Below are 13,051 nucleotides of genomic sequence, written 5' to 3'. Positions count from 1 at the left end.
GTTTGCAGTACAGTGAAGCTGTGGCAGAATTACATAATAATAATTTAAGAAAACTGTATTTTGTTGCCGGTGAGGAAAAATATTTAGCGGAAAAATTTATTCGGCTGTTATTGAAAAGGCTATTACCGGATGGTGATGATACAGCCCTAATAAAGATGGATGAGCAGATCTCATTCAATGACATCATTGAAGCTTGCACGACACTGCCTTTTTTTAGCAAAAAAAATGTTGTTTATGTACGAAATAATAATTTTCTAAAAGAAAAAAAGGGCAAAACGGCACAGCAGGCGGAACGGCAGTTTGCCGAATTAATAGCTGATATGCCGGATTTTACTGTACTCATCATAGAAACGGACGAGAAGCCGGATAAGCGGCGTAAATTATATAAGATTATAGATAAGTATGGTTTGGTAGTAGAAACAGATATAGTCAGAGCTTATAACATCGGTGGCTGGCTAAAAGGGAAATTCCATGAAATAGGAAAAGCACCTGATGCTGAAGCCTATGCTTATTTATTGTCAACGATAAATGTGATGCAAAAGGTGTCATTGGGATTTCTTGATAAAGAGCTTGATAAATTAGCCTTATACACTGATCGGCGTGATATAAATAAAGCTGATTTGATTGCAGTACTGTCAGGCTTACCCGAAATATCGGTCTTTGCTATGGCTGAGGCAGTGGGTGAAAAAGATATAAAAAGGGCTTTGTCATTATTGGAGCAACAAAAAAAAGACGGTGTTCATCCGCTCAGTATGCTGGCAATATTAACACGTCATATTCGTCAGCTGTGGAAGATAAAATTTTATCTGATGCAAGGTCAGTCCGGTCGAACTATTGCCAAAACGGTTGGTTTAGTTCCGTTTGTTGCAGAAAAATTAATAAAGCAAGCCCGTCATTTTAAATTGCAGGCCTTGCGCCAGGCAATTGTCGATTTTGCTGAGGCGGATTATAAACTTAAAACAGGACGGGATAATCCAGCTATGCTGGAAGATATTATGATACGGTTATGCCGTTGATGAAGATGCTATTTTCCATAAACATGTTTTTCTATAAAGTATGAAAGTTAATATGGTATAAACTTTATATATTTTTTCCTAATGTACTTTGTAGTATAATTTATATATCATTTGTAATGATTGGATCACAATCGTGATAATTGATTGATAAAGCGAAGGACATATGGAAAGTAAATATGTTCCCGAAGGAGTAAGAAATTTTGAATAACGCATTAGATATGATAGAAGCAAAGGTGCTTTCTGGCCAACGCCTTACCAGGGAAGACGGGATAGCCTTATATGACTCGAATGATTTAGCGAGAATTGGTTATCTTGCTGATACAGTACGCAGGAGAATTAGTGGGGATTATGTTTATTATGATGTCAATCTGCATATAAATCTTACTAATGTCTGTATAGGGCAATGTAAATTTTGTGCTTTTGGTTGCAAGGCAACTAGTGATAGAGCGTATAGTCTGACTAAACAAAGTGTTTTGGACCGCATTGCCAAGGCGGCGTCAGACCCGGATATGAAAAATCTGCATATTGTCAGTGGACTGCACCCGGACTGGCCATATGAATATTATCTTGATATTATAAAAACGATAAAACATACATTCCCGGATATGCATTTAAAAGGATTTACCGGTGTGGAAATAATGCATTTTGTCAAGATCAGCGGCAAATCGATACGGGAAGTTTTAAGTGAATTGATGGAAGCTGGCTTGGAAACGATGCCGGGGGGCGGGGCGGAGATTCTTGATGATGATTTAAGGAAAAAACTTTGTCCCAATAAGGCCACCAGTGCAGAATGGCTGGAAGTGGCACGTACTGCCCATAAATTAGGAATGAAAACCAATGCCAGTATGCTTTATGGGCACATTGAGACAGTGGAACAGCGTATTGATCATTTACTGACACTGCGAAATCTTCAGGATGAGACGGGCGGCTTGCAGACATTTATTTGTTTTCCTTTTGAACCTAAAAATACACAATTGGAAAGCTGTATAATCAGGACAAGTGTTTGGGATGATTTAAAGACCATGGCAATTAGCCGTTTGATATTGGACAATGTGCATAATATCAAGGCATACTGGGTAATGCTGACTCTGCCAATTGCAATGCTGGCCTTAGGTTTCGGAGCTAATGATATCGATGGAACAGTTGGCGGCGAAAAAATAATGCATGCTGCCGGAGTAAGTTCACAAAAATCGCTTACCAAAAACAGCCTGATTGCGGCAATAAAAGAAGCAGGACGCATACCAGCCGAATGTGATTGTAATTTTAATGTCGTTCGTACATTCTAAGATGTTGCGAGGTAATATTATGAATGAATTTTTGAATGCACAGCAAAAAGCCCGGGCAGGGCGGAGGCTATCTTTTGATGAAGCGCTGCTGCTGTATGAAAAAGCACCTATTTTGTTTTTGGCTGAATGGGCCAGAGCAGCAAAGAAACGCCATAGTAAAAATGAAGTATATTATAATATCAACCGTCATATAAATTTGAGTAATACCTGTACAGCTAATTGTCCATTGTGTGCTTTTTCCGTGGAAGAGGGTGATAAAAACGGTTATATATTATCCTTGGCTAATGTCGCTGATATAGTGAGAAAAGCAGCTAGGGAAGTGCCTGGAATAACTGAAATACATATAGTTAGTTCATTATGCCCCAATGTCGAATTTTCTTATTATATTGATGTTGTGAAAACGGTAAAAAGTATATTACCACAAGTTAATATACAAGCATTTACACCCGTAGAAATTGTTCATTTTGCTAAAATAAGCGGACTGAGTATAAAAAAAGTACTGCAGCTGTTAATAGAAGCCGGTTTATCAGCTTTACCGGGTGGTGGGGCGGAGATTCTTGATGATGCGGTACGTAAGATAATTTGTCCTGATAAGGCAACATCTGCAGAGTGGATAGATGTGGTAAGAACAGCACATTTATTGAAAATACCCACAAATGCTTCAATTTTGTATGGGCATATTGAAACTATAGAACAACGTTTGCAGCATTTATTTACACTGCGGGATATTCAAGATGAAACGGGAGGTTTTAATGCATTTATTCCCTTTCCATTTTATCCACATAATACAAAACTTGCCCAAAAATATAAAATAAAACCACTGACAGCGTGGGAAAATCTAAAATTTATCGCAATAGCCAGGTTGATTTTAGACAATATTGCCCATCTAAAGTCATTTTGGATAATGCTTAGTGAGGAAATTGCCCAACTGTCATTGGCATTCGGAGCTGATGATTTAGATGGTACAGTGGGTGAAGAAAAAATAATCCATGCTGCCGGTGCTAAAGCGGGCAGTCTGATGACTAGAACACGTTTGTCTGAGATGATAACACAAGCTGGTTATATACCTGTAGAGCGTGATTCATTGTATCATTCTGTAGATAATTTTCAGAATCAAAAACATTTATAGGCTGTTATTTATATATAAAATCAAGGAGTACAATATATGGAACGATTGACAGACAGCCAGGCTGTCTCTTTGCTGAAAGACGGTGACATTATTGACATGGCTCAGCAGGCAGACAAAGTACGGCAGCAAATGCATCCTGGTAATATAGTAACTTTTATAATTGATCGAAATATAAATTATACTAATATATGTGTAAATGAATGCAATTTTTGTGCTTTTTACCGCCGCTCATCAGAAAAGGGTGCTTACCTTTTATCCATAGATGACGTCTTGAAAAAAGTAGATGAAACGGTTGCCGCTGGAGGAACTCAGATAATGCTGCAGGGAGGACTGCACCCAGACGTTGATTTTCAATATTATATTGATATGCTCACCGCCATAAAGAAAAAATATGATATTACAATTCATTCCTTCACTGCAACTGAAATACTTCATTTCAGCAAAATCACCGGTTATTCGGTAACTGAAGTTTTAAAAAGACTGCAGGCAGCGGGATTATCTTCATTGCCTGGTGGTGGTGCGGAAATTCTTGTTGACAGAGTGCGCAAAATAGTGAGTCCTAAAAAAATTATGACCTCGGATTGGCTCAACATTATGCGCTGTGCCCATAATATAGGTATGAAAACAACAGCTACCATGGTTTTAGGACTCGGAGAAACTATTCAGGAACGCATAGAACATATGAATCTGATTCGCTCACTACAAGAAGAAACAGGTGGATTCCGTGCCTTTATTATGTGGACTTTTCAGCCCGGTAATACAAAACTTGGCGGTAAAAAACTATCTTCATGGGACTATCTGAAAACATTGGCTGTTTCTCGATTGTATCTTGACAATATCAGTCATATCCAAGGCTCATGGGTTACACAGGGAAAAAACATCGGACAAATGACATTGGCTTTCGGTGCCGATGATCTAGGCAGTATAATGCTGGAAGAAAATGTCGTAAGAGCTGCCGGAACTTCACACCAAATGTCCGTAAATACTATGTCCGATATAATAAAAAAAGCAGATAAAATACCGGCTCAACGGGATACTGCTTACAACATTCTGCGGTATTGTAATTGATAACTGCTGCGACTAGATAGTTACTTTTAAATTAAATATGAAGCTGTTGTTATGTGTATGATGTTGAATGGAGGAATTTGATTGACTGAACAAAATATTCCCAAAGCTGAGTTTGCCGTAATAGGCGGTTCAGGTACGTTGTCGAGCAATTTTCCCACAAGGGTGACAGATAGTGATGTAAAAATATTGGCTGATCATCTGGTCTTTGATACACCTTATGGTAAAACGGCTGAATTACGCTTGTTTGAGGTAGCCGGAAAGAAAGTAATAACCTGTAAAATGCATTCCTGGCGCAGTGGTGTAAGTCGTGCCGATGCATCAAGACAGCTTTTTTGGACTTTTCGTGAAGCAGGTGTTAAAAGAATCATATCAGAAGGCGGTGTCGGTACGGTAAATAAATTGCTTGATATCCGTGATTTTTTGATTCCTGATGATTATCTTGATCTTTCTGTCAGAAAAGATGTCGGTCTGGAAGGAAAGTATCTGCTTATAATGCGTGATGCGCTTTGCGCGCAAATACGCAAGGTGCTCATTGAATCGACCAGAAAATATTTTAGCGGACGTATATTTACACGCGGCACTTATGCCAATACAGACGGACGACATTTTGAAAGTCCTGCCGAAATAGCCATGATGAACGGACATGCTGATATTGTTGGGCAAAGTATTTGTCCTGAAGTTTATTTAGCTCGTGAAATTGGGGCTTGTTATGCCGGTCTTTACTATGTTGTTAATTATGGGGAAGGCATTCGAAAATCATGGTCGCACGAGGATCTTGAAGATATATTTTATGATGATGCACCAATGATTGGCAGTATTATTTTAGATACGATTCGTTCACTGAGTGAAGAACGGACTTGTGAATGTGAATCTTTGCGTAAAGAGACACTTTTAAAAGGAATTTATGATGATTGATAAGGTTGTAGGTTCGAATGACAGTATTATTTGTCGTATAGGTGTTTTTATGTTATACTTATGAACGTTATTATTGATGTGGATGAGACGGATTGATGCATGGGGGATTTTTGATGCCAAGCGATAAAAAGCAATCTCGTGAATATATGATAAAGCTTATTCCCAGTGATGGGGGTACTATACATAGTATTCGCTTAACAAGTAAGCTGGTAAAGTATGGACTGGCTTCACTTATAGGTGGGGCGTTATTGTTGATAGTGGGGGTTTGTTTTGCCGGATACAGCTTTTTTTCTAATAGGGTTGATCAGCAGACAGTTGAAAATTTGCAAAAGGCTAATACTATTCAGCAAGAAAAACTGACGGAATTAGCACAGAAGGCCAGTCAGCTGCAAAGTGATTTGGATAAATTGAATGCTACAGAAAAAGAGTTAAAATCTTTGTCCAATATAGATGTACAAACAACAGATGATTCTTCGGCAAATCATTCTTCAGACGGAACTGGGGGTCAGGGCGGGCCTTTGATAGCACCGGATGTCCAAAATCTTTCCGAGGTAATGGATGATTTGGAAAAACGAGTGGCGATCCATCAGGAAAACATGGAAGTCTTGCGGCAGGCACTCATATCTCAGAGAAAACAACAGGAAATGATTACGCAAAAATCTATTACCACTCCTATGGGCTGGCCGGCACAAGGGTCGATAAGTTCACCGTACGGTTTTAGATGGAATGGCACTGATTTTCATCCGGGGATAGATATTGCGGCTGACTATGGTACGCCAATTCGTGCTACAGCTGATGGTGTTGTAACCACGGCTGGGTGGAATTCCGGTGGGTATGGCAATATGGTTGATATTGATCATGGTAATGGGATTATGACTCGCTATGGACATGCATCAAGTGTTATAGTGGCTGTGGGGCAGCATGTCAAACGCGGACAAGTAATAGCGTATATGGGCAGTACTGGATTTAGTACAGGGCCACATGTTCATTATGAAGTGCGGATCAACGGTCGTCCGGTGGATCCGGCAGGTTATTTATAAGGCTGAAAAAACAGTCAGTGGTTTAATATAATCACCGGCTGTTTTTTTATAAAATTTTCAAGCTCAAAAAGTAATAATAACCGGAAAAAAAGAAAATTTATTTGCAGCGAAATTGTATATCTTGTAAAGGTAGTAGTATTTTGTATACTGCAATACAATTCAATACATACTTAAAAACAATGATATAAGTGTTCCCTATAAATTGCTATTATGATTACAAATGTACAACATAAATAGTAAATGATAATCTGTTTTTAATATGAATAAAAATACACTTAAGTAATATTATGCAATGATAAATCTATTGTAAAGAATCAATTATTAGTTATTCTTTACAAAGAATACAATATTTTTCTAATTTAAAAAAGAAATTTTTGTTGACAGTATAAGAATACATTTATATAATTATATATGCATCTATTTCTTGACTGCAGTTATTGTATGTAATTATATCGTCATAGATGTTTAGTGATGGTGGAATTGCGAACTATCACTTATGTAAGATTAATCAGCATTGTTGCTGGAGCATCATATATTGGTAGCAAACCAATATATGATTTTTTAGTCTATAAATTAATGTTTTTGCTGTGCTGATATTGTGTATTATTGGGGGCAGACTATATGTGTAGAATTGGTTCAATAAAAAGTAAAGTAGCTTTTAGCCCGTCAAAGGCGTTATATCTTATGTTGCCGCAGCAGGAGGGGCATGATAATTCGGGATTTGCCATGGTCATGCAGGACCTGTACGGTATTTTTACACCGTATAAGGATAAACCGTTATTATCATTGGCCTGCACACAACGTGGGGCACAGATGGTTGAAGATTTTATGGACAGTCATAATTTCGAACAATTGGCGGAATGGATTCCTGTGCCTAATAATCAGCCGGGTCTTGATATAAAGGCAATGCCATATTATATATTTCGTAATTATGATTACCCGGAATATTATCGCGATAAACCAATGGCAGAAAAAGAGGAATTATTACTGGATATTCGTCTTAAATTGCGAAAAATATTGGAAGATGCCGATGAAGGTTACGTTTATTCATTTTGGCCGGATGTGCTGACACTTAAGGAAATAGGCGATCCGCGTGATATTGCGACATATTTCAGACTTTGGGACGATAATGGCTGTCTCATGGCTAAAAGTATAGTAGTGCAATGCCGGCAAAATACTAACTATGATATAGTCCGCTATGCGGCTCATCCATTTTTTTTGCAGGGATATACACTTTGTGCCAACGGTGAAAATACCTTTTATACAAAAAATAAAGAATTTCAAAAGTCTTTACATAGAGGATATGTAGGTTTTGAATCTGATTCGCAAAATTTTCTTTATACATTGCATTATGTTCTGCATGAATTGAAGTGGCCGATTAAATATTATAAACATGTGATAACACCACTGCCGTTTGGAGAAATTGAACAGCGTGAGGACAAGGAAGTTTTGAAGGCAATTCGCCAATCATTAGCTAATTTGGAAATAAATGGACCTAATACGATTATTGCCAGTTTACCTGATGGTAGAATGATTACTTGCTGTGATTCCAAAAAACTGCGTCCGGTAGTAGTGGGACAGACTGAAGATACGGTTGCTATTGCTTCAGAAGTATGCGGCCTTAATGAAATAATGCCTGAGAGGGATATGACAAAGGATATTTATCCCAATGAACGTGAGGTCGTGGTTATCGACAATGACTTGGAGGTACAAAGATGGAAGCAATAAAATCACAGGATATTGGTAAGGCCGATTTAAAATGGAATATAGAATACTTGCCGGAACGTTGTACAATGTGTGGCAGCTGTATAGCAACATGTACACTGGGGGCCATTGAAGCCGGTGTGGTTCGTGTGGATAAGACTTATTCAGAAGATTTTCAGCCGACACCATTGCGTACACATAGAACTATTCCTGTTATAAAACAAGTTAAATCTATCGCCAATGCCTGCGTCGGCTGCGGTATGTGTGAAAAAGTCTGCCCTAATAATGCTATTCATCCTGTGAGAAACCGTGATAATCGCCAGACTTTATTGTCACGTGATGCAGGACCCATAAAGCGCGGCGGGCGGACAAACTTGAATGCACAGCGTACCTTGGATCATATAATCGTCGGACGAATCAGCCAAATGACAGATCCATCACTTGATTCAATAAGACATACATTTGATATCCGCGCACCATTTGGACGGGTATTGCCGGCTGAAAAATTACCGTTTGTTTTAAAAGATGGTAAATTGGTTATGGCACATAAGGCTCCCCCAGTACGGTGGATTTATCCGTTGATCTTTTCTGATATGTCAATCGGTGCATTATCTACACGGGCATGGGAAGCAGTGTCAATGGCAGTAGCTTATTTGAATGAAAAGTGTGGACTGCCGGTACGTATGAGTTCAGGTGAGGGCGGTATGCCAAGTAAGCTGTTGGAATCAGAACAGCTGAAGTATATGATTTTGCAAATAGCATCAGGTCATTTTGGCTGGAATAGAATTATAAAGGCAATGCCACGGATGAAAGTTGATCCGGCAGGTGTATTGATTAAAATTGGGCAAGGGGCAAAACCCGGTGACGGTGGGCTTTTACAGGCGGCTAAAGTCGCTGAACATGTACAGGCAATACGGGGTGTGCCAAAAGCAACACTTTCTTCTCCACCAAATCATCAGGGACTATATTCAATCGAAGAATCTGTGCAAAAAATGCATTTGTCGTTAAATGCCGCTTTTGGTTTCAGAGTGCCGGTGGCTATAAAATGTGCGGCTTCTGCTACATCAGTATCTGTTTATAATAATTTGTTACGGGATCCTTATCAGATATGCGGTGGATTTTTTATTGATGGGATACAAGGCGGTACTGGTGCTGCTAATGAAATTTCTTTAGATCATACAGGTCATCCAATTGTATCTAAAATACGTGACTGCTATTTGGCCGCAGTAAAACAAGGCCTGCAGGGACAAATTCCACTTTATGGCGGCGGTGGTATGGGCATGACCGGTAACGCTGCAGCCGATGCTTTTAAAATGATATGTCTGGGAGCAAATGGTGTATTTGTTGGTAAAATGCTTATTCAGCTGCTAGGATGTGTAGGTAATGAAGAAGGTCATTGCAACGCCTGCAATACCGGTAAATGCCCAACCGGTATTTGTACACAAGACCCGCGTCTGGTAAAACGGCTTGATATTGATCGCGGTGCTCAAAAAATTGTTGATTATGTGCTTACTTTTGATAAGGAATTGCGTAAGCTGATGGCTCCTATTGGTAACAGCTCACTTCCTGTAGGCCGCAGCGATGCCTTGGTTTCAACAGACAAGGCGATTGCTGAACAATTAGGTATTCAATACGTATGCTGATAAAGGAGGAAGTGTGATTTATGTTTACTATAGATACAATAAAGGGACATGATCGTATGTCCACACAGGATTTGCTGCTGGCTATCAGTGAAGCAGTGGCAAATGGTGAAACTAATTTTGAAATAGCGGCTTCCGGTCAGCATGATATTGGCGGACCTTTATGGCATCCTGAAGGGAAGACGCTGTATTTTCATGTTGCTAATGCAGGACAGCGTTTGGGTTCAATGTGTTTGGCCAATACAGAAATAATTGCTGATGGTTCTGTTTCAGCAGATGTAGGCTGGCTTAATGCCGGCGGTAAAATAACGGTAAAAGGTGATGCCGGTGATACGGCAGGGCATTGTTCAGCCGGTGGTAAAATTTATATCGGCGGGCGAGGCGGAACTCGCACAGGTTCTTTGATGAAACATGATCCGCTTTATGAAGAACCGCAGCTTTGGATATTGAAAAATGTTGGCAGTTTTTCTTTTGAATTTATGGGTGGCGGCCGCGCTGTGGTTTGTGGGATCGATAGTGAAGAATTTGATTCTGTACTTGGGGAACGACCTTGTGTCGGAATGGTCGGGGGTATCGTTTATTTTCGCGGCCATTCGCATGATCATCCGGCGGATATATTACTGGAAGAACTTAATGATGATGATAAGGCTTTTTTGTCAGGTGGTATGGACGAATTTTTACGGGCAATAGAAAAAGAAGATCTTCATACAGAACTTACTGATTGGAAACAATGGCATAAATTGCGTCCATTAAGTTTTGAGGAAAAACAAAAGACAAATATAAAACATACCGATATGAAATCATTCCGCCTGAATGAATGGATAAAGGGCGGGTTGTTCAGTGATGTGGCGGTGGATGATTTCGCAGTTAAGAATCTTGTGGAAAAGGGAATATATCGTCAGCGGGTACCGCAATGGAATAATGCCAAATATGCGGCACCATGTGAATTTGCTTGTCCGGCAAATATTCCTACACAATTGCGTTATAATATGCTGCGTAAAGATAAACAGGAAGAAGCTGTTAAACTGGTGCTTGAATATACACCTTTTCCGGGGTCTGTATGTGCATCGGTATGTCCGAATCCATGTATGGATGCATGTACTCGTGCAAAAATTGATCAGGCAGTTCAGATTGGACCACTTGGTTTTCAGTCAGTGTATGCTGAATTAGATATGCCAACGAAAAAAACCGGGAAAAAGATAGCTGTTATCGGCGGTGGTGTGGCAGGACTCAGTGCCGCATGGCAGCTAATTAGATTAGGACATGCGGTAACTGTTTACGATGATGCTGATATTGGCGGAAAGTTGGAACAAGTGATTCCTCGCGCCCGCCTGCCGCATGAGTTACTGCAAGCTGAACTCAAACGTATCGAAACGGCTGGTGTCAAATTTGTCCCCAGATGTAAAGTCGACGCTGATAAATTCATTGAGTTAAGAAAAACAAATGATGCGGTAATTTTAGCTACAGGTGGACATAAATCAAGGTTTTTCCCTTGGGAAGGTGTTGAAAAATTGACCATGGGACTGGATTTCTTGAAAGCGGTAAATCGTGGAGAACATCCGGCTGTGGGGAAAAATGTTATCGTTATCGGCTGTGGCAATTCCGGTATGGATACGGCTCGCGGTGCCTATGATATGGGAGCTGAGACAGTTACCTGCATTGATGTGCAGAAGCCGGCGGCATTCCAAGATGAAATAGAATATATTGAACAATTAGGCGGCAAACTTGTATGGCCGTTCATGACAACAAAAATAACTGATGATGGTATTTATGATAATAAGGGACGTTTTGTAAAGGGCGATATGGTAATTGTTTCTATTGGTGAAGCCCCTATTCTTGATTATTTACCGCAGAACGAAAATATTAAGAAATTCCGAGACTGGCTTGTACCACAGGCAGATAATTCCATTTTAGAAGGTATATTTATTGCCGGTGATGTAATAAAACCAGGACGTTTGGTTGATGCTATAGGCTCCGGTAATAAGACAGCCTACTATGCCGATGCTTATGTTATGGATAAAACAGTACCGGCTTTTCCTGAAAAGCAAAAAGTACCGGAAAAATCATTGGATAGAGAATACTTTACCAAGTGTCATCACTGTGATTTACCTGAACCGATTGGCGATGTCAATCGTTGTGTCAGCTGCGGTACCTGTCGTGACTGTAAGACTTGTCTTGAATCTTGTCCCGAAAAGGCGATTGATCGTATTGACCATGGCATGGGAATAGTAGAATATATCTCTGATCCTGATAAATGTATTGGCTGTGGTATTTGTGCTGGCGTGTGCCCTTGCGGTATTTGGGAAATGACGGCTAATCCGGAACTAATAAAAATGTATCGCACCGGAGAAGCAGAGTAATAAAAAATTAAATAATTGAACCAATAAAACAATGGCAGATAAAAATATCAATTATTTTTATCTGCCATTGTTTTATTGAATAAGATGAAGAAAGTTTTGCGGTTCATATATTTTTTCTGGATTCCGGTAATGCAGAGTAATAGTCCAATGTTCATTACGATGAACTCCTAAGACCAAAATAAAATTGTTTTTAGTATAAGCGAAAAAGGGCATACCATAACCAACATTGTATTTTATGCGCAGCCAGCCGTTTTGCGTCAAATAATTGTCATAATAGCGTATAATATCATTGCTTTTCATTTGTGGATATACATAATCACTGTTTATCCAGTAATTTTGATTTTGCCGCAGGATCGTGCAGGTGATTTGCTGAGCTTGAGATGGCTGCTTAATGAGATCATATTCATGGCACAGATTTTCCCTGTCAGCTGTATTGTATGATCCGACGGCGGCAAATGCTGCCAGGGCAATAAGTACTATCAAGAAGATACTTTCGTAAATTATTAATTTTCGCATAATATTATATTACATCTCTTGTCAATAAATAATTCGAATAAAACTTCAAGAACACCTGTTAATGAAAAATACAATGAGATATTAAGAATAATCTCATTATATGTATTGACGGTAATAATGGGGAAATTCCTCATGAACAACAGTTTTCAATGTTATTATTTATAATCAGTAGAAATTTTTATGTCGTTAAGTTCAAATATATGTTTTATGGTTACATTTAATTATTTATTATTACTTATGAAAAACAAATAAGATAAGTAAAATAACCAAACGTTGACAAACAATTTTTAAAGAAGTACACTAAAAAAATAAAATACAAGTACGGTATGATACAGATAAAATGTAAAGCTTATATTGAAAGACCAACTATAAAAAGT

10 protein-coding genes are annotated in these 13,051 nt (G+C 39.0%); 9 read left to right on the top strand and 1 reads right to left on the bottom strand.

Annotated elements, in window-relative coordinates; genetic code table 11:
- Positions 1-2: 2 nt before the first annotated feature.
- From holA to I6751_RS00020, 9 genes are all read left to right on the top strand, one after another.
- Complete coding sequence (gene holA / locus I6751_RS00060; protein ID WP_196590986.1) at positions 3-1,016, top strand: DNA polymerase III subunit delta; 1,014 nt, start codon at positions 3-5, stop codon at positions 1,014-1,016.
- Positions 1,017-1,216: 200 nt separating this feature from the next.
- Positions 1,217-2,302: an aminofutalosine synthase MqnE gene (gene mqnE / locus I6751_RS00055; protein ID WP_196590987.1), complete on the top strand. Its 1,086-nt coding sequence runs from the start codon at positions 1,217-1,219 to the stop codon at positions 2,300-2,302.
- Positions 2,303-2,321: 19 nt separating this feature from the next.
- Positions 2,322-3,431: a radical SAM protein gene (locus tag I6751_RS00050; protein WP_196590988.1), complete on the top strand. Its 1,110-nt coding sequence runs from the start codon at positions 2,322-2,324 to the stop codon at positions 3,429-3,431.
- Between the two features lie 36 nt (positions 3,432-3,467).
- Positions 3,468-4,499, top strand: a complete 1,032-nt coding sequence (gene mqnC, locus I6751_RS00045; RefSeq protein WP_182187506.1) for a cyclic dehypoxanthinyl futalosine synthase — start codon at positions 3,468-3,470, stop codon at positions 4,497-4,499.
- Positions 4,500-4,580: 81 nt separating this feature from the next.
- Positions 4,581-5,414: a phosphorylase family protein gene (locus I6751_RS00040; RefSeq protein ID WP_196590989.1), complete on the top strand. Its 834-nt coding sequence runs from the start codon at positions 4,581-4,583 to the stop codon at positions 5,412-5,414.
- A 113-nt stretch (positions 5,415-5,527) separates the two neighbouring features.
- Complete coding sequence (locus I6751_RS00035) at positions 5,528-6,454, top strand: M23 family metallopeptidase (protein ID WP_182187508.1); 927 nt, start codon at positions 5,528-5,530, stop codon at positions 6,452-6,454.
- 621 nt (positions 6,455-7,075) lie between these two features.
- Positions 7,076-8,182 (top strand): class II glutamine amidotransferase domain-containing protein, encoded by a 1,107-nt coding sequence (locus I6751_RS00030; RefSeq protein ID WP_196590990.1) that lies wholly within the window; start codon positions 7,076-7,078, stop codon positions 8,180-8,182.
- Positions 8,170-9,801, top strand: coding sequence for a glutamate synthase-related protein (locus I6751_RS00025; protein WP_182187510.1), 1,632 nt, complete (start codon positions 8,170-8,172; stop codon positions 9,799-9,801). Before I6751_RS00030 ends, I6751_RS00025 begins: the two co-directional genes overlap by 13 nt.
- 20 nt (positions 9,802-9,821) lie before the next feature.
- Positions 9,822-12,158 (top strand): FAD-dependent oxidoreductase, encoded by a 2,337-nt coding sequence (locus I6751_RS00020; RefSeq protein ID WP_196598932.1) that lies wholly within the window; start codon positions 9,822-9,824, stop codon positions 12,156-12,158.
- Between the two features lie 72 nt (positions 12,159-12,230).
- Here I6751_RS00020 and I6751_RS00015 read toward each other — a convergent pair whose 3' ends face one another.
- The gene (locus I6751_RS00015) at positions 12,231-12,674 is read right to left on the bottom strand and encodes a hypothetical protein (protein WP_182187512.1); all 444 of its coding nucleotides are present in this window, start codon (positions 12,672-12,674) and stop codon (positions 12,231-12,233) included.
- Positions 12,675-13,051: the final 377 nt, after the last annotated feature.

The organism is Pectinatus frisingensis (assembly GCF_015732285.1).
GTDB classification, from domain to species: Bacteria; Bacillota; Negativicutes; order Selenomonadales; family Selenomonadaceae; genus Pectinatus; species Pectinatus frisingensis.
This window is presented reverse-complemented; position numbering and strand designations above follow the sequence as displayed.

What these genes read in the sequence shown, in the direction of transcription:
- I6751_RS00050 (WP_196590988.1), top strand. Translation starts at nt 2,322, where the DNA reads ATGAATGAATTTTTGAATGCACAGCAAAAAGCCCGGGCAGGGCGGAGG.
- mqnC (WP_182187506.1), top strand. Translation starts at nt 3,468, where the DNA reads ATGGAACGATTGACAGACAGCCAGGCTGTCTCTTTGCTGAAAGACGGT.
- I6751_RS00035 (WP_182187508.1), top strand. Translation starts at nt 5,528, where the DNA reads ATGCCAAGCGATAAAAAGCAATCTCGTGAATATATGATAAAGCTTATT.
- I6751_RS00030 (WP_196590990.1), top strand. Translation starts at nt 7,076, where the DNA reads ATGTGTAGAATTGGTTCAATAAAAAGTAAAGTAGCTTTTAGCCCGTCA.
- I6751_RS00025 (WP_182187510.1), top strand. Translation starts at nt 8,170, where the DNA reads ATGGAAGCAATAAAATCACAGGATATTGGTAAGGCCGATTTAAAATGG.
- I6751_RS00020 (WP_196598932.1), top strand. Translation starts at nt 9,822, where the DNA reads ATGTTTACTATAGATACAATAAAGGGACATGATCGTATGTCCACACAG.
- I6751_RS00015 (WP_182187512.1), bottom strand. Translation starts at nt 12,674, where the DNA reads ATGCGAAAATTAATAATTTACGAAAGTATCTTCTTGATAGTACTTATT.